Consider the following 20,530-nt stretch of genomic DNA (forward strand, 5'->3'; position numbering starts at 1 on the left):
CAGTATACCAATCTCAGCCGATTTTGGTATCCGTGTCGTCGCCTAATGCCTGATCGACCCGCTCCAGCAGGTCGCGCACCTGCTCTCGGGTGGCGCCACCTGCTGGCGCATCGTTGCGGTCTTCCTGCCGGTGCAGCAGTTCGTGGGTGATGTTCAACGCAGCCATCACCGCGATACGGTCGGCGCCGATCACCTTGCCGCTGCTGCGGATTTCGCGCATCTTGCCATCCAGGTAGCGTGCCGCACTGACCAGGTTGTTGCGCTCTTCCGGCGGGCAGATGATCGAATACTCCTTGTCGAGGATCTGCACGGTGACGCTATTGCTTGAACTCATGAGTCTTGCTCCAGGGCCTTCAGGCGTAAAATCATCGACTCGACCTTGCGCTTGGCGATTTCGTTCTTTTCGATGAGGTGGGCGCGCTCCTCGCGCCAGGATTTTTCCTGAGCTACTAGGAGTGCATTTTGCCGTTTTAGTTGCTCGACGCGTTCGATCAGCTGCTCGAACCGGCTCATCAGCGCCTGCAGGTCGTTCTCTTGCGTGGGTTGCACTCGATTCGCTCCGTCATTGAATCACCCGACGATGATGCCTCTCCCTGAACGCCGACGGCCAGTGCCGATGGTCTTGGCGCGCCTGCCGGTGCTAGGATACAAGGTCTTCATTCTAGTCAAATGCGCCGTCTGGCGCCTAGCTGCCCATGCCTAATACCCAATCGCCGTATACCGCATTCGCCGCACTGCTTTCGAGCAACGGCCACCCTGTTTCCCCTGCCGAGCTGCATGGCCTGTTGATTGGCCGTAGCTGCGCCGGTGCCGGCTTTGACGCCGACGCCTGGCTGGCCGACGCCGCCGGCGTGCTGGAGAACGAGCCAGAAGATACCGTGCGTGCCGCGCTGATCGGCCTGCAAGAGATGGTCAAGGCCGAGCTTACCGGTGAGGACATCGCCATTGTTCTGCTGTTGCCAGGTGACGAAACGCCACTCACTGAGCGTGCTACGGCACTGGGCGAGTGGTGCCAGGGCTTCATCACAGGCTTTGGCCTGAACGCTGGCGGCAAGGATTTGTCCACCGATGCCAAGGAAGTGCTCCAGGACTTGGTGGCTATTTCCCAGGTACAGGAAGCGCTGGAAGAGTCCGAAGACGGCGAAAGCGACTATATGGAAGTTTCGGAGTACCTGCGGGTTGCCCCGTTGCTGCTGTACACCGAGCTGGCCGCACCCGCCGCACCTGCGCCAAAACCATCGCTGCACTGATCAACCGGGGGACGTTCTGCCCATGAGCCACATTCCCAAGGCCGAGTATGCCCGTCGGCGCAAGGCGCTGATGGCGCAGATGGTCCCCAACAGCATTGCGATTCTGCCCGCTGCCGCCGTTGCCATTCGCAATCGTGACGTCGAGCACGTATACCGCCAGGACAGCGATTTCCAGTACCTCAGCGGGTTCCCCGAGCCCGAGGCGGTGATTGCGCTGATCCCCGGGCGTGAGCATGGCGAGTACGTGCTGTTTTGCCGCGAACGCAACCCGGAGCGCGAGCAATGGGACGGCTTGCGGGCCGGGCAGGAGGGGGCGGTGCGCGACTACGGCGCGGACGATGCCTTCCCCATCACTGACATCGACGAGATTCTCCCCGGGCTGATCGAAGGCCGCGAGCGCGTTTACAGTGCCATGGGCAGCAACGCGGAGTTCGACCGCCGGCTGATGGACTGGATCAACGTGATCCGCTCCAAGGCGCGCCTTGGCGCCCAGCCGCCGAACGAGTTCGTTGCCCTGGATCACCTGCTTCACGACATGCGTCTGTATAAATCGGCTGCAGAGGTGAAGGTGATGCGCACGGCCGCCGAAATTTCGGCGCGGGCCCATGTACGGGCCATGCAGGCTTGCCGCGCGGGGCTGCATGAGTACAGCCTTGAGGCAGAGCTGGATTACGAGTTCCGCAAGGGCGGGGCGAAGATGCCAGCTTATGGTTCCATCGTTGCAGCAGGCCGTAACAGCTGCATCCTGCACTACCAGGAGAATGACGCTGCTCTGAAGGACGGTGATCTGGTGCTGATCGACGCAGGTTGCGAAATCGACTGCTACGCCAGCGATATCACCCGCACCTTCCCGGTCAGCGGCCGTTTCACGCCAGAGCAAAAGGCCATTTACGAACTGGTGCTCAAAGCCCAGGAAGCCGCCTTTTCCGAAATCGCCCCGGGCAAGCACTGGAACCACGCCCATGAGGCGACCGTGCGTGTCATTACCGAGGGCCTGGTGGAGCTTGGGCTGCTCAAGGGCGATGTGCAGGCGCTGATCGACAGCGAGGCCCATCGCGCGTTCTACATGCACCGTGCAGGGCACTGGCTGGGCATGGATGTGCACGATGTGGGCGATTACAAGGTCGGCGGTGAATGGCGTGTGCTGGAGCCCGGCATGGCGCTGACCGTTGAGCCCGGCATCTACATTGCCGCTGACAACCAGAGTGTCGCTAAGAAATGGCGCGGCATCGGTGTAAGGATCGAGGACGATGTGGTCGTGACCAGGCAAGGTTGTGAAATTTTGACGTCGGGCGTACCCAAGACTGTCGCCGAAATTGAAGCGCTGATGCAGGCAGCGCGTAAGGACGCGGCATGAATCGGGTGAGCCTTGCAATCGTTGGCGGTGGCCTGGTGGGCGCGAGCCTGGCCCTGGCGCTGCAGGCAGGGGCGAAGGCGCGTGGTTGGAAAATCTTGCTGATCGAGCCGTTTGCTCCGGGCGACAGTTTCCAGCCCAGCTATGACGCACGGTCCTCGGCGCTGTCGTTCGGTACCCGGCAGATTTATCAGCATCTGGGTATATGGCAAACGATCAGCCCACGTGCGGAGCCAATCCGGCAGATCCAGGTTTCAGACCGCGGGCGCTTCGGTGCGACGCGGCTGGATGCGATGGAAGAGGGCGTACCAGCGCTTGGCTACGTCGTCGAGAATGCCTGGCTCGGCCAATGTCTGTGGCAGGCGCTGGACAACGAGGTGGTGAGCTGGCGTTGCCCGGCCGAAGTGAAGGCGATGCAAGCCATAGAAGGCGGCTACCATCTGCAACTGGACGATGACACCACCGTGGAATGCGACTTGGCGGTACTCGCCGACGGTGGCCGTTCGGGCTTGCGCGAGCAGTTGGGCATCCATGTACGCCGCACCCCTTATGATCAAAGTGCCCTGATCGCCAATATCACACCGGGCGAAGCCCATGGTGGGCAGGCGTTCGAGCGTTTTACCGAACAAGGGCCGATGGCCCTTTTGCCGCTGCCGGACAACCGCTGTGCGCTGGTCTGGACGCGTCAGGGGATGGATGCCAAACGCCTGGCGGACATCGACGAGCGCAGCTTCCTGCGTGAATTGCAGGATGCTTTCGGTTACCGCTTGGGTGCTCTGCGCCAGGTCGGCGCTCGGCACCTGTACCCACTGGCGCTTGTCGAGGCCGAAGAGCAGGTGCGCCCGCACCTGGTGGTGCTGGGCAACGCTGCGCATAGCCTGCACCCGATCGCCGGGCAGGGCTTCAACCTGTCGCTGCGTGATGTGCAGTCGTTGGCCGATGCGCTGCTGGCCGGCCCGCAGCACCCTGGCGACTTGGCGACGCTGCAGGGTTACCGCCAGCGGCAGCAGCTGGACCAGGCCATGACCATAGGCTTCTCCGATCAGGTTACGCGGCTGTTTGGCAGCAATCAGCCCTTGGTCACGGCCGGGCGCAACATCGGGCTGCTCGGGCTCGACCTGTTGCCGCCAGCCAGAAGCTGGTTCGCGCGCCAGGCCATGGGCCTGGGCACGCGCCCTGATCCGCGGGGCCAGGCATGACTAACCCGCGCAAGCTGGCGCGCCGGGCGCGCATGTTGCGCTGGCTGCTGAACCTCTACCCGCCCTACCTGGGCGCGGGAATTCGCATCCAGCACATCAGCCCCGATATGCGCAGCGTCAAGGTGCGCATGAAATTGACACGCTGGAACCGTAACTACGTCGGTACCCAATTCGGGGGCAGCCTGTATTCGATGGTCGACCCGTTTTACATGCTGCTGCTGATCGAGCAGTTGGGCCGCGAATACATTGTCTGGGACAAAGCTGCCAGCATCGATTTCATCGCACCGGGCAAAGGCCCGGTATATGCCGAATTCCGCGTCGATGATGCGCTGCTGGACGAAATCCGCCAGCAAACCGCCACCGGCAAGAAGTACCTGCCCCGATTGCAGGTCGACATCCGCGACGGCGCTGGCGAACTGGTGGCGCGGGTGGATAAAACCCTATACGTGCGGCTCAAGCCGCAAGCGAGGCAGGCGTAAGGCATGGAAATGCGCGCAGATCTTTTGATTGTCGGTGCCGGTATGGTCGGCAGCGCTCTGGCCTTGGCGTTGCGCCACAGTGGCCTGGAAATTCTCCTGCTCGATGGCGGCCCGCTGACGGTCAAGGCGTTTGACGCCGATGCATCGTTTGAGCCACGGGTCAGCGCCTTGTCGGCGGCCAGCCAGCGGATCCTCGAACGCTTGGGCGCATGGGAAGGGATTGCCGGGCGACGCGTTTCACCGTATTCCGATATGCACGTATGGGACGGTAGTGGCACTGGGCAGATTCACTTCTCTGCCGCCAGCGTACACGCCCAGGTGCTTGGCCACATCGTCGAGAATCGCGTGGTGCAGGACGGTTTGCTGGATCGCCTTCACGACAGCGACATCGGTTTGCTGCCCAGTGCCCGCCTTGAACAATTGCGCCGCTCTGGCGACGAATGGCTGCTGACCCTGGCTGACGGCCGCCGCTTGCGGGCCCCACTGGTGATTGCCGCAGACGGTGCCAACTCCGCTGTGCGCCGCCTGGCGGGTTGCGAGACCCGTGAATGGGATTACATGCACCACGCCATCGTTACCAGTGTGCGATGCAGCGCGGCACATCAGGCCACGGCATGGCAGCGCTTCACTGATGAAGGGCCACTGGCGTTCCTGCCGTTGTCGCGTGACGGCCAGCAGGAGTGGTGCTCGATCGTGTGGTCGACCACGCCGGAGCAGGCGGAGAAAATCATGGCGCTGGATGACGACGCCTTCCTCAAGGCGCTGGAGCGTGCGTTCGAAGGCCGTTTGGGCGAGGTGCTGCAAGCCGACCCCAGGGTTTGCGTGCCGTTGCGACAGCGCCACGCCAAGCGCTATGTGGAAGAAGGGCTGGCGCTGATCGGCGATGCGGCTCACACCATTCACCCGTTGGCGGGGCAGGGGGTCAACCTTGGTTTCCTTGACGCTGCGGTATTGGCAGAGGTGCTGGTCAGTGCATGCGAGCGGGGGGAGCGGCTTGCGGACGTGAAAGTGCTGAGCCGTTACGAGCGCCGCCGCATGCCGCATAATTTGGCACTGATGGCGGCAATGGAAGGGTTTGAGCGGTTGTTCCAGGCCAATCCGTTACCGTTGCGTTGGTTGCGTAACAGCGGGCTCAAGTGGGTGGAGCAGATGCCGGAGGCCAAGGCGTTGTTTGTGCGCCAGGCGCTCGGGCTGACCGGGGATCTTCCGGATTTGGCGAAGGCCTGATATCGCCAGGGGCTGCTTTGCAACATTCGGTAACGGCTAGGTGGGTGAGCCGGAAAATGGGATTCACTACCATTTGCGCCTTTCCCATGAACCGAGGAGTGCCTTCCATGTTGCCACGCAAGCCCCTACTGGCCGCCCTGGCCTTGACCCTGTTCGGCGGCACCGCCCAGGCGGCGGACGAAGTGGTGGTGTACTCCTCGCGCATCGACGAGCTGATCAAGCCGGTGTTTGATGCATACACTGCCAAGACAGGCGTCAAAATCAAATTCATTACCGACAAGGAAGCCCCGCTGATGCAACGCATCAAGGCCGAGGGCGTGAACGGTGTTGCCGACCTCTTGTTGACCGTGGATGCCGGCAACCTCTGGCAGGCCGAGCAGATGGGCATCCTGCAGCCGATCAAGTCGGACATCATCGACCAGAACATCCCGCCTCAGTACCGCGCCTCATCCCATGACTGGACCGGGCTGAGCCTGCGGGCGCGCACCATCATCTACTCCACCGACCGGGTCAAGCCTGAAGAGCTGACCACCTACGAAGCCCTGGCCGACAAACACTGGGAAGGCCGCCTGTGCCTGCGTACAGCGAAAAAGGTCTACAACCAGTCGCTGACTGCCACCATGATCGAGAACCATGGTGAGGCGCAGACCGAGCAGATCGTCAAAGGCTGGGTGAACAACCTGTCCACTGATGTTTTCTCTGACGACAACGCAGTGATCCAAGCTATCGAGGCAGGGCAGTGCGATGTTGGCGTGGTCAACACCTATTATTACGGTCGCCTGCACAAGCAGAACCCCAATTTGCCGGTGAAGATTTTCTGGCCTAACCAAGGCGACCGTGGTGTACACGTCAACCTGTCGGGTATCGGCCTGACCAAGCATGCGCCACACCCAGAGGCGGCGAAGAAGCTGGTCGAGTGGATGACTGGCGAAGAAGCGCAAAAGCTGTTTGCCGATATCAACCAGGAATTCCCGGCAAACCCGAAGGTTAAGCCGTCGGAAGAAGTGGCGGCCTGGGGCAGCTTCAAGGCGGACAGTATTCCGGTGGAGGTGGCTGGCAAGCGCCAGGCTGAGGCCATTCGGTTGATGGATCGGGCTGGCTGGAATTAAGCGTCAGGCTATATTCTCCCGGCGCCTTTGAGGGCCATTCGCGGATAAATCCGCTCCTACGGGCCCTGTAGGAGCGGATTTATCCGCGATCGACCGCGCAGCGGTCGCCACCGCAATCGAGATTCCAACCTTGCACCACACCCCCCAACGCCGTTGGTACCTACCGGTTTCCCTGATCGCCGCCTTGGTGCTTCTGCCCCTGAGCGTGCTGCTGCTGTCCTGGCAATCGATTGACCTGCAAATCTGGTCACACCTGCTCGACACCCAGATGGGCCGTTTGCTGGGCAATACGGTGACCTTGGTGTTGGGTGTTGGCGTAGGCGTCACTGTGCTGGGCGTGAGCCTTGCCTGGCTCACAAGCCTTTGCGAATTCCCCGGCAGGCGCTGGCTGGACTGGGCGCTGATGCTGCCCTTCGCGATCCCCGCCTATGTGCTGGCGTTCGTCTTCGTTGGCCTGTTGGACTTTGCCGGCCCGGTGCAAAGCGCCCTGCGCGAGGTGTTCGGGCCGATGCGTCTGCCTCGGGTGCGGTCCACCGGCGGCGTGATCATTGTGCTGGTGCTGGTGTTCTACCCCTATGTCTACCTGCTGGCGCGCACAGCCTTCCTGGCTCAAGGCAAAGGTTTGATGGAGGCTGCTCGCGTTTTGGGGCTTTCGCCGTTACAGGCCTTCTGGCGGGTCGCCTTGCCAATGGCGCGCCCGGCCATCGGTGCCGGTATTGCACTGGCCTTGATGGAAACGCTGGCCGATTTCGGCGCGGTGGCGGTGTTCAACTTCGACACCTTCACCACCGCCATCTACAAGACTTGGTATGGCTTCTTCAGCCTTTCCAGCGCGGCCCAGCTCGCCAGCCTGCTGCTGTTGGCGGTAATGCTGGTGTTGTACGGCGAGCGCAGAGCGCGGGGCGCGACCCGCAGCGGCAATGAACGCCCGCGCGGGCAGGCGCTTTACCCTTTGCGCGGGGTGAAGGCGTTGTTGGCAAGCGGGTGGTGCCTGCTGGTTTTCGCCTGCGCCTTTGTGATTCCGCTGCTGCAACTGCTGACATGGTTCTGGCAGCGCGGGCGGCACGACCTGGACGAGCGCTACGTGGGGCTTGTGCTGCACACCCTGTATCTCGGCGCTATGGCCGCACTGATCACGGTTTGCGTAGCGTTGCTGCTGGCATTCGCCAGGCGTCACGCGCCGACGGGCGGCATCCGCGCTGGCGTCGGCCTTGCCAACCTGGGCTATGCCTTGCCCGGGTCGGTGCTGGCGGTTTCGATCATGTTGGCCTTCAGCTACCTCGACAATCACTTGGTAATCCCGCTGTCCACCTGGCTGGGCGGTGCTGGCAAGCCACTGTTGCTGGGGAGCCTCGCGGCACTGCTGCTGGCCTATCTGGTACGGTTCATTGCCGTGGCCTATGGCCCGCTGGAGAGCAGCCTGGAACGTATCCGGCCGTCGCTGCCGGAGGCGTCACGCAGCTTGGGGGTCAGCGGCGTGCGATTGTTTTTCAAGGTGTATCTGCCCTTGCTTGTACCGGGTGCTCTGAGCGCCGCACTGCTGGTGTTCGTCGATGTGTTGAAAGAGATGCCGGCGACGCTGCTGATGCGACCGTTCGGCTGGGACACGCTTGCTGTTCGGGTGTTCGAAATGACGAGTGAGGGCGAGTGGGCACGGGCCTCGCTGCCAGCGTTGACGCTGGTACTGGTTGGCTTGTTGCCGGTCATCGGGTTGATACGCCGCTCGGCCCGGCGGCCCGGTCACAGTCACTAAAGGTGCCAGCCAGCGACCTTGCGGCTACAATGCGCGGCATTCGCGCGGCGGGTCCTACAAGAAGAGCTGACGATTAAACGTCAACGACCGCCGCCGCTTCGCCACGCCCGGAAGGAGAAACCCATGGGACAGCGCACGCTTTTGTACGACTTGCACCTGGCGCTTGGCGCCAAGACGGTCGATTTCGGTGGCTGGGACATGCCGCTGCACTATGGCTCGCAGGTCGAGGAGCACCATCAGGTGCGTAGCGACTGTGGGGTGTTCGATGTGTCTCACATGACGGTCATCGACATCGACGGGGATGATGCCACCGCCTGGTTACGCAAATTGCTGGCCAATGACGTTGCCCGCCTTGATGGCCCAGGCAAGGCCCTGTACAGCCCGTTGCTGAACGAAGAAGGCAAGGTCATCGATGACCTGATTGCCTACCGCACCGAATATGGTTATCGCCTGGTAACCAACGCCGCCACGCGAGCTACGGTGCTCGATTGGCTGACACGCCAGAGCGACGGCTTCAGCGTTGGCTTTGAAGCACGCCCGGACCTCGCCATTTTTGCCATCCAGGGGCCACATGCCCGTGAAAAGGTGGCTGCCCTGCTCAGCGCCTCCCGCGCAGCCCTGATTCGCGAACTACGCCCGTTCGAAGGCCTTGCCGAGGGCGACTGGTTCATTGCCCGCACGGGCTATACCGGTGAAGACGGCCTGGAAATCATTCTACCGGGCGATCAGGCAGTAGCCTTTTTCAACGATCTGGTCGGTGCCGGTATCGCCCCCAGCGGCCTTGGCGCGCGCGACACCTTGCGCCTTGAGGCCGGCATGAACCTGTATGGGCAGGACATCGACGCAAGTCACACCCCGCTCACGTCCAATCTGGGCTGGTCGATTGCCTGGGAGCCAGCCGAGCGCGACTTCATCGGCCGCGCCGGCCTGCTCGCGGAAATCGAGCAAGGTGTGCAGGAAAAACTGGTCGGCCTGGTGCTCGAAGAACGTGGTGTTCTGCGCGCCCATCAGGTGGTCCGTGTCGCCGGGATTGGCGAAGGGGAGATCACCAGTGGTAGTTTCTCACCTACGCTGAGCAAGTCCATTGCCCTGGCACGCGTGCCCATGGCCACCGGTGACCGGGCCGAGGTTGAAATCCGCGGCAAGTGGTACCCGGTGCGGGTGGTCAAACCGACCTTCGTGCGCCACGGCAAGATTCTGATCTGAACATTTGACGGCGGGCCGAACCGCTGACCCAATCGAGGAATACAACACATGAGCAATATCCCCGCCGATCTGCGTTTTGCCGAAAGCCATGAGTGGGTACGCCTGGAAGCCGATGGCACCGTAACCGTCGGCATCAGCGACCACGCCCAGCAAGCTTTGGGTGACGTCGTGTTCGTTGAGTTGGCTGAAGTGGGCAAGGCCTTCGCTGCTGGCGATGCCGCCGGTGTGGTCGAGTCGGTCAAAGCCGCATCCGACATTTACGCGCCGGTTTCTGGCGAAGTGATCGCTGTCAACGAAGAGCTGGCCGACAGTCCAGAGCTGCTTAACGAAGAGCCTTACGAATCGTGGATCTTCAAGTTGAAGCCTAGCGACAAGGCTGAGCTGGACAAGCTGCTGGACGCTGCGGCCTACAAGGCTGCGATCGGCGAGTAAGACCGCGCTGGCTTCATCGCGGCTGAAGCCGCTCCTACAAGGTCTGCGAGGCCCTTGTAGGAGCGGATTTATCCGCGATGAGGCCCGTACAGGCAACAACTTTTCCCACACCCTCAGCGATCCCTTCCTAGACTTGTAAGTCTCCACGAGACCCGGTACAGGAAGAGAATTCGCCATGTCCCAGTCGCCGTCCCTGCATCAACTGCACGATTCCAACCCGTTCCTGCGTCGCCATCTGGGCCCTGATGCCACCGAGCAGCAGGCCATGCTCGGCACGCTCGGCCTTAAAACCCGTAGTGAACTGATCGAGCAGACCGTCCCGCCCGGTATCCGACTCAACCGCCCGCTTGAGCTGCCCCAGGCCCTGGATGAGCAAGCAGCACTGGCCAAACTGGCAGGCTACGCCGAACTGAATCAGGTGTGGACCAGCCTGATCGGCATGGGCTATCACGCCACCGTTACCCCAACCGTGATTCTGCGCAACGTTCTGGAAAACCCCGGCTGGTACACCGCCTATACGCCCTATCAACCGGAAATTGCCCAAGGCCGGCTGGAGGCCTTGCTGAATTACCAGCAAATGGTCATCGACCTGACCGGGCTGGCGCTGGCCAACGCCTCGCTGCTTGATGAGGCCAGCGCTGCTGCTGAAGCCATGGCCCTGGCCAAGCGCGTCGCCCGTAACAAGAGCAATGCCTTTTTTGCCGATGAACATTGCCACCCGCAGACCCTGTCGGTGTTGAAGACCCGTGCCGAGGGCTTTGGCTTTGAGCTGATCGTCGACGCTGTGGATAACCTTGCCCAGCACAATGTATTTGGGGCGTTGCTGCAGTACCCGGACACCCATGGCGAGGTGCGTGACTTGCGCCCGTTGATCGACCAGCTGCACGGCCAGCAAGCGCTGGCCTGCGTTGCTGCCGACCTGCTCAGCCTGGTGGTGTTGACGCCGCCCGGCGAGCTGGGCGCCGATGTGGTACTGGGCTCGACCCAGCGCTTCGGTGTGCCCATGGGCTACGGAGGTCCGCATGCGGCCTACTTCGCCTGCCGCGACGACTTCAAGCGGGCGATGCCCGGGCGCATCATCGGTGTGTCAAAGGATGCCCGGGGCAACACTGCCCTGCGCATGGCCCTGCAGACTCGCGAGCAGCATATCCGCCGTGAAAAGGCCAACTCCAACATCTGCACCGCGCAGGTGCTGCTGGCCAATATTGCCGGCTTCTATGCGGTCTATCACGGCCCCGAGGGCCTGCGGCGCATTGCCCAGCGCGTGCACCGCCTGACCTTCGTGCTGGCGGCTGGGCTTGAAGCCAAGGGCATCAAGCGCGTCAATCAGCATTATTTCGACACATTGACGCTGGACGTTGGGGGCGCCCAGGCGGCGATCATCGAAAGCGCTGAAGCCGCGCGCATCAACCTGCGAATTCTTGGGCGTGGGCACTTGGGGGTTAGCCTTGACGAGACCTGCAGCGAAGCAACCGTGCTGCGGCTGTTCGACATCTTCCTCGGCGTCGACCACGGCCTCGACATCGCTACATTGGATCGGCAGGCCCTCCCCGAAGGCATTCCTGCTGCATTGGTACGGCGTACGCCATTTCTTGATCACCCTGTGTTCAACCTGCACCACAGCGAAACCGAAATGCTGCGCTATCTAAAGCAGCTGGAAAACAAAGACCTGGCCCTGAACCAGTCGATGATCCCGCTGGGCTCCTGCACCATGAAGCTCAATGCCACCAGTGAAATGATCCCCATTACCTGGCCGGGCTTTGCCTTGCTTCACCCCTTTGCGCCTGCGGCACAGGCCACGGGCTACAAGGCGATGATCGAAGAGCTTGAAAGCTGGTTGTGTGCAATCACCGGGTTCGACGCCATTTGCATGCAGCCCAACTCAGGCGCCCAAGGCGAGTACGCCGGGCTCATGGCAATCACACGCTACCACCACAGCCGTCATCAGCCCCAGCGCACGTTGTGCCTGATTCCGTCTTCGGCCCATGGCACCAACCCGGCCTCGGCACAGATGGCAGGCATGGAAGTGGTCATCGTCGATTGTGATGACGACGGCAATGTCGACCTTGAGGACCTCAAGGCCAAGGCCAGGGCGGCGGGGGACAAACTGTCGTGCCTGATGGTCACTTACCCTTCGACCCACGGGGTGTACGAGGAGGGTATTCGCGAAATCTGTGAAGTGGTCCACCAGCACGGTGGCCAGGTGTACATGGACGGTGCCAACCTCAACGCTCAGGTCGGCCTGACGCGGCCGGCGGATATTGGTGCCGACGTTTCCCACATGAACCTGCACAAGACGTTTTGCATCCCCCATGGCGGTGGCGGCCCGGGCATGGGGCCAATCGGTATCCGCGCTCACCTTAAGCCGTTCGTCGCCAGCCATCCCGTGGTTCCGGTGCCGGGCCTGGACCCGAACAACAGTGCGGTCAGTGCGGCACCGTGGGGCAGCGCGAGCATCCTGCCGATCAGTTGGATGTACATCGCCATGATGGGGCCGCAATTGGCTGATGCCAGTGAAGTCGCCATTCTGTCTGCGAATTACCTGGCTGGGCAGCTGGGTGGGGCCTTTCCCGTGTTGTACCGCGGCCGTAATCAGCGGGTGGCGCACGAGTGCATTCTGGATTTGCGACCTCTCAAAGCCCAAACGGGCATTACGGAGGAGGACGTTGCCAAACGGCTGATGGATTATGGCTTCCACGCACCGACCATGTCGTTTCCGGTGCCGGGTACCTTGATGGTCGAGCCGACCGAAAGCGAGTCGAAAGCCGAGTTGGACCGCTTCATCGAGGCCATGTTGGCGATCCGTGCAGAAATCAACGAGGTGCAAGAGGGGAACTGGCCGGCAGAAAACAACCCCCTCAAGCACGCGCCACATACCTTCGCGGATGTGCTGGCACCGTGGAACCGGCCTTACAGCCTGGAGCAGGCAGTAGCGCCCAGCGCTCACGTACGCCAGCACAAGTACTGGCCGGCAGTGAACCGGGTCGACAACGTGTATGGGGACAGAAACCTGTTTTGTGCCTGTGTGCCGGTGGAGGCTTACCGGTAATGCTGAATGCGGGAGGGGCGGCGCGGCGCCCCTCCCCACTGGCTGCGGTTATTCAGCCACCGCATTCTTCGCCAGAATGGCATTGGCCAGTTCCATGTCCGAGGCGTTCATCCCTGGGTTTTCGGCACGTGCCTGGCGCATGGCTGCCTCCAGGAATGGCCCACGGATTGCGCCTTCACTGGCCACGAAGCTGCTGGCGTCATCCTGCGCCGCAATCACCATTTTGTGATCCCTGGAGGTGAGGTAAGTCGACCCCGTGGTAGCGCCCGAAGTCAGCACGTTGCGCCAGAAGGTATCGGCCAGGGCGGAGCCAACAGGCAGCGAGAGCAATGCAGCAGCTGCGATGGCGGTTTTGAGACGCATGATGAAACACCTCGAAGGATGAGGGTTGAGGATGCCCGCTTGGATCGTGCTTCACGTAGCCAAGTTCCTTGAATGCAAGGGTTTTTTCCTTAGCCACACACCCTCAATACCTCTTCGGGCCTGGTTAGCCCGCGCGCCACTTTGGCCTCTCCACACTGGCGCAGGTCCAGCATACCTTCATCCACTGCTTGCTGTTGGAGGCTGGCGAGGTCTGCGCCGCTACTTATCCGCGCACGCAGGGCTTCGCTTGGAACAAGGAGTTCGAACAAGCCTGTGCGGCCATGAAAGCCTGTACCGCGGCAAACCTGGCAGCCTGCTGTTGCCCCCCCTCTGCATTCAACACACAGCAAGCGCACCAGGCGTTGTGCCATGACGCCACCCAGCGTTGCCCGAATCAGGTAATCGGCGACACCCAGTTCCTGCAGGCGGGTGATGGCGCTGCAGCTGTCATTGGTGTGCAGGGTAGACAACACCAAGTGCCCGGTAAGGGCCGCCTGTACCGCAACCAGCGCGGTTTCCTGGTCGCGGATTTCGCCGATCATGATGATGTCCGGGTCTTGCCGCAGCAGAGCACGTACGCCGTTGGCGAAGCCAAGGTCCAGCGCCGGCTGAACCTGCAACTGGTTAAACGCTGGCTCCAGGCGTTCAATTGGGTCTTCGATGGTGCACAGGTTGACCTCCGGCGTGGCCAGCAGCTTGAGGCTTGCGTACAGCGTGCTGGTTTTGCCGGAGCCTGTGGGGCCGGTGACCAGCAAGATCCCTTGGCGGCGTTGCAGCAGTGCTTGCCATTGGGCCAGTTGCTCGCCATCCAGGCCCAGGTGGTCAAAGTCTTCCTTGAGCTGTTGTGGGTCAAACAGGCGCAGTACCAGCTTTTCGCCAAATGGCGTGGGCAGGGTCGAGAGGCGTAGTTCGACTTCGCCCTTGCTGCCAGGCAGTCGGCTTTTCACGCGGCCATCCTGTGGCCGGCGTTTTTCTGCCACATCCATGCGGCCCAGGTGTTTGAAGCGGCTGACCACGGCCAGCGTGACGCTTGCAGGGAAGGCGTAGACGGTGTGCAGCAGACCATCGATGCGGTATCGCAACTGGCCTTGATCGCGACGTGGCTCCAGGTGGATATCGCTGGCGCGCTGCTCCACGGCGTACTGCAACAGCCAATCTACGATGTGCACGATATGCGCGTCGTCGGCAGATACGTCGGCTTGGCGCTTGCCAACCTCCAGCAACTGCTCAAGCTCGCCCAGGCTGGCCGGTTGCTGGTGCTGGGCGCCTTGCACTGAATGAGCGAGGTGGAACAGTGACTGCCCCAACTGGCGAATCTGCTGTGGGCTGGCCATCACCCGGCGCACCGGTTTGCCCAGGCTGCGCGCCAGGTCGGCTTGCCAGCCGTTTTGGTAGGGTTGTGCGCTTGCTACGGTGATGCCGTTGGGGTCATTGCTGACGATGAGTATGCCGTGGCGTTGGGCGAACGCCGGGGATATCAACCCATTGACCTGTGCCAGGTTGAGCTGCATGGGGTCGATACGCAGGTAAGGCTGGCCGACCTTGTCGGCCAGCCATTGGCAGAGACTTTCCAGATGCAGTGGCTGGCCGGGATGCAGGCGGTCATCCAGGTTCAGCGCCGCGATGGTTTCAAGTGGATGGCGGGAGGGGTGTCGGCTCGCCAGCTCACGTATCTGCCTTATGGCGGGGGGATCTATGCGGCGGTCGGTTTGAAGCGCATCGAGTACCCGACCCAGGTCGAGTGATTGATCGTCGTTAGTGTGCATGATGGCATCCGTGCCAGGTAATGAGTGCCCGCTGAAGGCTAGCCCGGCAGATTCTGGCCATTGGCTCAAAACCGTTTCCGGATCTTGCGGCTCACACCACTGCCAATTCCGCTCTTGCCCGGTTTTCCAGGCTCACTTGCGCGACACACACCAGGTTGCGCATTTTTTGCGCAATGACCTCTGCTCGATGCCAACTCAGCCCACCAATGGCCACCTCGATGTCGAGCCAGTCATCCTGCTGGCATACCTGCACGCTGTGGGGGGTCAAAAATTGCAGCGCAAACAAATTGAGCACACGGCACAGGGTGTCAGGTTCGGCCTCAGCCTGTAGTTGGTAGCACACCGTGCTGTGGCTGGCATTGGCGGCCCAGGCGTCGGAGCGGGGCAGGGGGCGTTCGAGTGCGTTCATGGTGGTCTCCGCTAGAGTGGGAGAATTTTTACACGTTGAAAGCGGTATTGTTTCGCTATGATTGGCTCAATTACCCTGGAGATTAGATTGATCTATTCGACAGGTTTGGCCATGGAGAATTAATTATGCAAAGTGATCTGGACGCTTATGACCGACAGATTCTTCAGTTGTTGCAAGAAGACGCGTCGCTGTCCAGCGCGCAGATAGCCGAGCGCGTTGGCCTGTCGCAGTCACCTTGCTGGCGCCGAATTCAACGGTTGAAAGAAGAAGGGGTCATTCGTGGCCAGGTGACCTTGCTGGACCGCAAGAAGGTGGGCCTGAACACGCAGATTTTTGCCGAGGTAAAGCTCAATGCCCACGGCCGCTCGAACTTCACCGAGTTCACTGAGGCTATCCGTGGCTTTCCGGAGGTGCTGGAGTGTTATGTGCTGATGGGGGCTGTGGACTTTCTACTGCGTATCGTCACGTCGGATATCGAAGCATATGAACGGTTTTTCTTCGAAAAGCTGTCGAACGTGCCGGGTATTCAGGAGGTGAACTCGATCGTGGCGTTGTCAGAGATCAAGTCCACCACCAGCCTGCCCCTACGCTAAAACCTGTAGGAGCGGATTTATCCGCGAACACCGGCGAAGCCGGTGCCATGCACCGCGGCGCTTGCTTCGCGGCTAAAGCCGCTCCTACAGGGTACGCGTCGCGCTTGCGACCGTAGTTCCCTGTGCGACAGCGCAGCCCGAATGGGCTGGGCAATCGCCTACAGTTCCAGTTTCAGGCTTTGAGCAGGTGTTTCCAGCCGCGGCTCTGATCGACGACGCGAGCCTGTTCGATACGCGCCTCCAGCAGCTCATCGCTCAGCGGCTGCTCCGCCAACTCATGCAGCTTTTTCAGGTCGCCGTACAGGCGGTCCATCTGCGGCGCCTCCAGCACCTGGCGGGCATGGTGCAGCCAGGCCAGCAACTGCTCGATACGCGGCAACTGTTCAGCCAGGTCTTCCGGGCGCTGGGTGTATAGCGGCAGTTTCAGCGCACGGCCTTCTTCGCCCAATTGATGTGCCAGCCAGCTGGCCAATTGCGCCTTGCCTTGGCGTTCGCCGCGGCCCTTGCGCTCCACAGTCCAGGCTCGGGCCAAGAGCCAACGCGAGGTTTCCAGCGAGAACTGGCCCCAGCGTACGTCTTCCAGCTCTTCTATAAACTGCTCAGGCGCGGCGCGGCGGATATCTTCGTCGTCATTGCCGGCCTGTACCAGCGGGCGCCAGTCCTCCAGCAGGGCGTCGAGGCTGGCGCGCAGTTCGCGGGTGGTGGCACGCGGAGCGGCCTGGCCCAGGCTGGCAGTCAGGGCGCGCAATTCGGCCAGGCACTGCACCCAATCCTGCAGCAGGCGCCAGTGGCCGTTGTGGCGGTATTGCTCGGCCAGGCGCTGGCTGCTGGCCAGCAACTGCCAGGCGAGGGCGGTGTAGGCGTCGTCCAGCGCGATTTCGGCGTCCAGCTCGGTGGTTGGCAAGCCCAGCTCGTAGCTGTCCGGCTCCAGCAGGCGATAACCGCGCTCGGCCTTGCTGATGTCGCAGGGCATCAATGGCAAGCTGGCAGCCAGCTCTGCGGCCAGCTCCAGCAGGGCCTCGGGGGCGCCTTCGCGCAGTTCCAGTTCAAGTTCGCTGATTTCTTCCTTGCGCTTGCCGGCAATCACGAAACCTTGGTCCAGTGCCGCCTCGATCACGACCTTGCTCTTGCCGCGGCCCCAGCTGATCTCCGCGTATTCGCGGGTGAAGTCGGTGGTGAACAACGGCTTGATGGTTTTTTTGTCCAGATTGGCCAGTTGCTCCGGCCAGCAGGTGGCGTCGAGCTTTTTCAGGTCGAGCTTGACCTTGTCCAGGTGCCACTCGTATTCGTTGCGCTCGGACAGCCCGGCGACGCTTTGGCCACGGCACTTCAAGGTCTGGATGACTTCTTCGCCATCGCGGCGCAGGCGCAGGGCTACGCGGGCTGCGGACAGCTCGCGCTCCGGGGTGTCGAAGTACTGGTTGAGCAGTTCGCGGGTCTGCCAGCCGGACTTGTTGCGCTTTTTCAGCAGAGGGTGCTCGCGCAGGGCGGCAAGGGTCTCGCGGCTGGCGCGGAGCTTGAGTTCGGTTTCTTTGTGCATCGCAGGCTCGAAGGAGGGGCGTAATAACCGTGCAGTCTACAGGACTGGGCCGGCAACGGTTTATTCCTTACGGCGGATAGCCCTATGATGGGCAACGCTTTCGAGGAGTACGCGCATGCCGTTGCCAACGCTGAAAGACCAGTTTGCCGCTTTGATCGCCGCGCCCTCGGTCAGTTGCACCCAGGCTGCCCTGGACCAGTCCAATCGCCAGGTTATCGACCTGCTGGCCGGCTGGCTGGGCGACCTGGGCTTCACCTGCGACATCCAGCAGGTCAGCCCCGGCAAGTTCAACCTGCTGGCGAGCCGCGGCACTGGCCCTGGTGGCCTGGTGCTGGCCGGCCACAGCGATACCGTGCCATACGATGAGCAGCTGTGGAGCAGCGACCCGCTCAAGCTCACCGAGGTCGATGGCCGCTGGGTTGGCCTGGGCAGTTGTGACATGAAGGGCTTTTTTGCCCTTATCATCGAAGCGGTGATTCCGCTGCTGGAGCACGACTTCAAGCAACCGCTGCTGATCCTTGCCACTTGCGATGAAGAAAGCTCGATGTCCGGCGCGCGCGCTTTGGCCGAGGCGGGCCAGCCACTGGGCCGAGCGGCGGTGATCGGCGAGCCCACGGGCTTGCGGCCGATCCGCATGCACAAAGGCATCCTCATGGACCGCATCGACATCCTCGGCCGCAGCGGCCATTCCTCCGACCCGAGCCTGGGCCACAGCGCCCTGGAGGCCATGCACGCGGTGATGGGCGAGCTGATGGGCCTGCGTCGGCAATGGCAGGAAACCTATCGCAACCCACAGTTCACGGTGCCCACCCCCACCATGAACTTCGGCTGCATCCACGGCGGCGATAACCCCAACCGCATCTGCGGTCAGTGTGCGCTGGAGTTTGACCTGCGTCCCTTGCCCGGCATGGATGTGGAACAACTGCGTGCGGCAATTCGCGCCAAGTTGCAGCCAGTTGCCGAACGCCATGAAGTGCGCATCGACTATGCGCCGCTGTTCCCTGAAGTACCGCCTTTCGAGCAGGCCGCCGATGCCGAGTTGGTGCAAGTGGCCGAGCGCCTTACCGGCCATCGGGCCGAAGCGGTGGCATTCGGCACCGAGGCGCCTTATCTTCAGCAACTGGGTTGCCAGACCATCGTGCTTGGCCCCGGAGACATTGCCTGCGCCCACCAACCGGGCGAATACCTCGAAATGTCACGCATCGAGCCTACCGTGCGTCTATTGCGTGATTTGATTCGGCACTACTGCCTGAACTAAACGTCCACCCTGCTGATTCGTTTTTTGCCTAGAGGAGACCGCGCGTGACCGCAAGCCTGTTCCGACGATGATCCTGAACGCCGCGCCATCCAACGTTCTCCGTCCACTTTATCCACAGGCCCCGTCATGCCCGATTATGTCAACTGGCTACGCCATGCCTCCCCGTACATCAATGCCCATCGTGACTGCACCTTCGTGGTCATGCTTCCCGGCGATGGTGTAGAGCACCCGAATTTCGGCAACATCGTCCACGACTTGGTGTTGCTGCACAGCCTGGGCGTACGCCTGGTGCTGGTGCACGGCTCGCGCCCGCAAATTGAAAGCCGACTGGCCGCCCGTGGCCTGACCCCGCACTACCACCGTGGCCTGCGCATTACCGATGCGGCCACGCTGGACTGCGTGATCGATGCGGTCGGCGCCTTGCGCCTGGCCATCGAGGCACGCCTGTCCATGGACATCGCTGCCTCACCGATGCAGGGCTCACGGCTGCGCGTGGCTTGCGGCAATCTGGTGACGGCGCGGCCTATCGGCGTGCTCGAAGGCGTGGACTACCACCACACTGGCGAAGTACGGCGTATCGACCGCAAAGGCATCAGCCGTTTGCTCGATGAGCGTTCGATCGTGCTGTTGTCGCCTTTGGGCTACTCGCCGACCGGCGAAATCTTCAACCTGGCCTGCGAAGACGTGGCCACCCGCGCCGCGATCGAACTGGGGGCGGACAAATTGCTGCTGTTCGGCGCTGAGCCTGGCTTGCTGGATGAGCAAGGAAAGCTGGTGCGCGAGTTGCGGCCGCAGCACATCGGGCCACATCTGGCGCGGTTGGGCAGCGATTACCAGGGCGAACTGCTGGACGCTGCCGCCGAGGCTTGTAAAGGCGGTGTGGCGCGTAGCCATATCGTCAGCTATGCCGAGGACGGCGCGCTGCTGACCGAACTGTTTACCCGGGGCGGTGGCGGTACGCTGGTGTCGCAGGAACAGTTCGAAGTCGTTCGCGAGGCGACCATCGAGGATGTTGGCGGCCTGTTGGAATTGATCAGTCCGCTGGAAGAGCAGGGCATTCTGGTGCGCCGCTCCCGTGAAGTGCTGGAGCGCGAGATCGAGCAGTTCAGCGTGGTGGAGCGCGAGGGCATGATCATCGCCTGTGCGGCGCTGTACCCGATTGCCGATTCCGAGGCAGGTGAGCTGGCGTGCCTGGCGGTGAACCCGGAGTATCGCCATGGCGGGCGTGGGGACGAACTGCTGGAGCGGATTGAAAGCCGGGCGCGGGCGTTGGGGCTGAATACCCTTTTCGTGCTTACCACGCGGACTGCGCACTGGTTCCGCGAGCGCGGGTTTGCGCCGAGTGGGGTGGAGCGGCTGCCTGCCGCGCGGGCTTCGCTTTACAACTATCAGCGCAATTCGAAGATTTTCGAGAAGTCTTTGTAGGCCTGTACCGCAGCCCATTGTGGGAGCGGCCTTGTGTCGCGACAGGGGTGCGAAGCGCCCCCATGATTTGCGCATCACGCTGATAGTTTTGGGGCCGCTCTGCGGCCCTTTCGCGACA

The 20,530-nt window shown here is 62.0% G+C and carries 19 protein-coding genes; 13 read left to right on the forward strand and 6 right to left on the reverse strand.

Translation table 11 applies throughout. From position 1 onward, the window contains the following. Window positions 1-13 precede the first annotated feature (13 nt). A complete protein-coding gene (locus PVV54_RS00900) occupies window positions 14-334 on the reverse strand; it encodes a cell division protein ZapA (RefSeq protein ID WP_274908159.1) in 321 nt (106 codons plus the stop codon). Further along, complete coding sequence (locus tag PVV54_RS00905) at window positions 331-513, reverse strand: TIGR02449 family protein (protein ID WP_274910365.1); 183 nt, start codon at window positions 511-513, stop codon at window positions 331-333. The genes PVV54_RS00900 and PVV54_RS00905 overlap by 4 nt, the downstream gene beginning before the upstream one ends. A gap of 182 nt (window positions 514-695) precedes the next feature. Here PVV54_RS00905 and PVV54_RS00910 point away from each other — a divergent pair, with 182 nt between their 5' ends. From PVV54_RS00910 to gcvP, 10 genes are all read left to right on the forward strand, one after another. Next, the gene (locus PVV54_RS00910) at window positions 696-1,250 is read left to right on the forward strand and encodes a YecA/YgfB family protein (RefSeq protein ID WP_274908160.1); all 555 of its coding nucleotides are present in this window, start codon (window positions 696-698) and stop codon (window positions 1,248-1,250) included. Between the two features lie 22 nt (window positions 1,251-1,272). Beyond that, window positions 1,273-2,607: a Xaa-Pro aminopeptidase gene (gene pepP / locus PVV54_RS00915; RefSeq protein WP_274908161.1), complete on the forward strand. Its 1,335-nt coding sequence runs from the start codon at window positions 1,273-1,275 to the stop codon at window positions 2,605-2,607. Next, a complete protein-coding gene (ubiH, locus tag PVV54_RS00920; RefSeq protein WP_274908162.1) occupies window positions 2,604-3,803 on the forward strand; it encodes a 2-octaprenyl-6-methoxyphenyl hydroxylase in 1,200 nt (399 codons plus the stop codon). Before pepP ends, ubiH begins: the two co-directional genes overlap by 4 nt. Beyond that, a complete protein-coding gene (locus PVV54_RS00925) occupies window positions 3,800-4,282 on the forward strand; it encodes a DUF4442 domain-containing protein (protein ID WP_274908163.1) in 483 nt (160 codons plus the stop codon). Before ubiH ends, PVV54_RS00925 begins: the two co-directional genes overlap by 4 nt. A gap of 9 nt (window positions 4,283-4,291) precedes the next feature. Then, the gene (locus tag PVV54_RS00930; RefSeq protein ID WP_274908164.1) at window positions 4,292-5,509 is read left to right on the forward strand and encodes a 2-octaprenyl-3-methyl-6-methoxy-1,4-benzoquinol hydroxylase; all 1,218 of its coding nucleotides are present in this window, start codon (window positions 4,292-4,294) and stop codon (window positions 5,507-5,509) included. 107 nt (window positions 5,510-5,616) lie between these two features. After that, window positions 5,617-6,618 (forward strand): extracellular solute-binding protein, encoded by a 1,002-nt coding sequence (locus PVV54_RS00935; protein WP_274908165.1) that lies wholly within the window; start codon window positions 5,617-5,619, stop codon window positions 6,616-6,618. A 130-nt stretch (window positions 6,619-6,748) separates the two neighbouring features. After that, window positions 6,749-8,371, forward strand: coding sequence for an ABC transporter permease (locus PVV54_RS00940; RefSeq protein WP_274908166.1), 1,623 nt, complete (start codon window positions 6,749-6,751; stop codon window positions 8,369-8,371). Between the two features lie 123 nt (window positions 8,372-8,494). Further along, window positions 8,495-9,577, forward strand: a complete 1,083-nt coding sequence (gene gcvT, locus PVV54_RS00945) for a glycine cleavage system aminomethyltransferase GcvT (RefSeq protein ID WP_274908167.1) — start codon at window positions 8,495-8,497, stop codon at window positions 9,575-9,577. 48 nt (window positions 9,578-9,625) lie between these two features. Continuing rightward, window positions 9,626-10,009, forward strand: a complete 384-nt coding sequence (gcvH, locus tag PVV54_RS00950; RefSeq protein WP_274908168.1) for a glycine cleavage system protein GcvH — start codon at window positions 9,626-9,628, stop codon at window positions 10,007-10,009. Between the two features lie 175 nt (window positions 10,010-10,184). Beyond that, entirely contained in the window at window positions 10,185-13,058 is a 2,874-nt protein-coding gene (gcvP, locus tag PVV54_RS00955; RefSeq protein ID WP_274908169.1) for an aminomethyl-transferring glycine dehydrogenase, read from the forward strand. A 48-nt stretch (window positions 13,059-13,106) separates the two neighbouring features. On the opposite strand, the gene PVV54_RS00960 is transcribed toward gcvP, so the two are convergent. From PVV54_RS00960 to PVV54_RS00970, 3 genes are all read right to left on the reverse strand, one after another. After that, complete coding sequence (locus PVV54_RS00960) at window positions 13,107-13,421, reverse strand: DUF2388 domain-containing protein (RefSeq protein WP_274908170.1); 315 nt, start codon at window positions 13,419-13,421, stop codon at window positions 13,107-13,109. An 89-nt stretch (window positions 13,422-13,510) separates the two neighbouring features. Beyond that, window positions 13,511-15,187 carry a GspE/PulE family protein gene (locus PVV54_RS00965; protein WP_274908171.1) on the reverse strand — a complete coding sequence of 559 codons (1,677 nt, stop codon included), beginning with the start codon at window positions 15,185-15,187 and terminating at the stop codon, window positions 13,511-13,513. 91 nt (window positions 15,188-15,278) lie between these two features. Further along, entirely contained in the window at window positions 15,279-15,596 is a 318-nt protein-coding gene (locus tag PVV54_RS00970) for a hypothetical protein (RefSeq protein WP_274908172.1), read from the reverse strand. A 125-nt stretch (window positions 15,597-15,721) separates the two neighbouring features. On the opposite strand from PVV54_RS00970, the gene PVV54_RS00975 reads away from it, so the two are divergent. Then, window positions 15,722-16,189, forward strand: coding sequence for an Lrp/AsnC family transcriptional regulator (locus tag PVV54_RS00975; RefSeq protein ID WP_274908173.1), 468 nt, complete (start codon window positions 15,722-15,724; stop codon window positions 16,187-16,189). Between the two features lie 172 nt (window positions 16,190-16,361). Here PVV54_RS00975 and PVV54_RS00980 read toward each other — a convergent pair whose 3' ends face one another. Beyond that, entirely contained in the window at window positions 16,362-17,729 is a 1,368-nt protein-coding gene (locus PVV54_RS00980; RefSeq protein ID WP_274908174.1) for a CYTH domain-containing protein, read from the reverse strand. A gap of 115 nt (window positions 17,730-17,844) precedes the next feature. Between PVV54_RS00980 and argE the strand changes: the two genes are divergently transcribed. Further along, complete coding sequence (gene argE / locus PVV54_RS00985) at window positions 17,845-18,987, forward strand: acetylornithine deacetylase (protein WP_274908175.1); 1,143 nt, start codon at window positions 17,845-17,847, stop codon at window positions 18,985-18,987. A gap of 126 nt (window positions 18,988-19,113) precedes the next feature. Beyond that, window positions 19,114-20,412, forward strand: coding sequence for an amino-acid N-acetyltransferase (gene argA, locus PVV54_RS00990; protein ID WP_274908176.1), 1,299 nt, complete (start codon window positions 19,114-19,116; stop codon window positions 20,410-20,412). The last annotated feature ends 118 nt before the right edge of the window (window positions 20,413-20,530 follow it).

Origin of the sequence: Pseudomonas sp. PSKL.D1 (genome assembly GCF_028898945.1) — a bacterium.
In the GTDB taxonomy this organism is placed as follows: Bacteria; Pseudomonadota; Gammaproteobacteria; order Pseudomonadales; family Pseudomonadaceae; genus Aquipseudomonas.

Excerpts from the sequence above, each read along its gene's own strand:
- PVV54_RS00900 (WP_274908159.1), bottom strand. The coding sequence starts at position 334 with ATGAGTTCAAGCAATAGCGTCACCGTGCAGATCCTCGACAAGGAGTAT.
- PVV54_RS00905 (WP_274910365.1), bottom strand. The coding sequence starts at position 513 with ATGAGCCGGTTCGAGCAGCTGATCGAACGCGTCGAGCAACTAAAACGG.
- PVV54_RS00910 (WP_274908160.1), top strand. The coding sequence starts at position 696 with ATGCCTAATACCCAATCGCCGTATACCGCATTCGCCGCACTGCTTTCG.
- pepP (WP_274908161.1), top strand. The coding sequence starts at position 1,273 with ATGAGCCACATTCCCAAGGCCGAGTATGCCCGTCGGCGCAAGGCGCTG.
- ubiH (WP_274908162.1), top strand. The coding sequence starts at position 2,604 with ATGAATCGGGTGAGCCTTGCAATCGTTGGCGGTGGCCTGGTGGGCGCG.
- PVV54_RS00925 (WP_274908163.1), top strand. The coding sequence starts at position 3,800 with ATGACTAACCCGCGCAAGCTGGCGCGCCGGGCGCGCATGTTGCGCTGG.
- PVV54_RS00930 (WP_274908164.1), top strand. The coding sequence starts at position 4,292 with ATGCGCGCAGATCTTTTGATTGTCGGTGCCGGTATGGTCGGCAGCGCT.
- PVV54_RS00935 (WP_274908165.1), top strand. The coding sequence starts at position 5,617 with ATGTTGCCACGCAAGCCCCTACTGGCCGCCCTGGCCTTGACCCTGTTC.
- gcvT (WP_274908167.1), top strand. The coding sequence starts at position 8,495 with ATGGGACAGCGCACGCTTTTGTACGACTTGCACCTGGCGCTTGGCGCC.
- gcvH (WP_274908168.1), top strand. The coding sequence starts at position 9,626 with ATGAGCAATATCCCCGCCGATCTGCGTTTTGCCGAAAGCCATGAGTGG.
- gcvP (WP_274908169.1), top strand. The coding sequence starts at position 10,185 with ATGTCCCAGTCGCCGTCCCTGCATCAACTGCACGATTCCAACCCGTTC.
- PVV54_RS00960 (WP_274908170.1), bottom strand. The coding sequence starts at position 13,421 with ATGCGTCTCAAAACCGCCATCGCAGCTGCTGCATTGCTCTCGCTGCCT.
- PVV54_RS00965 (WP_274908171.1), bottom strand. The coding sequence starts at position 15,187 with ATGCACACTAACGACGATCAATCACTCGACCTGGGTCGGGTACTCGAT.
- PVV54_RS00970 (WP_274908172.1), bottom strand. The coding sequence starts at position 15,596 with ATGAACGCACTCGAACGCCCCCTGCCCCGCTCCGACGCCTGGGCCGCC.
- PVV54_RS00975 (WP_274908173.1), top strand. The coding sequence starts at position 15,722 with ATGCAAAGTGATCTGGACGCTTATGACCGACAGATTCTTCAGTTGTTG.
- PVV54_RS00980 (WP_274908174.1), bottom strand. The coding sequence starts at position 17,729 with ATGCACAAAGAAACCGAACTCAAGCTCCGCGCCAGCCGCGAGACCCTT.
- argE (WP_274908175.1), top strand. The coding sequence starts at position 17,845 with ATGCCGTTGCCAACGCTGAAAGACCAGTTTGCCGCTTTGATCGCCGCG.
- argA (WP_274908176.1), top strand. The coding sequence starts at position 19,114 with ATGCCCGATTATGTCAACTGGCTACGCCATGCCTCCCCGTACATCAAT.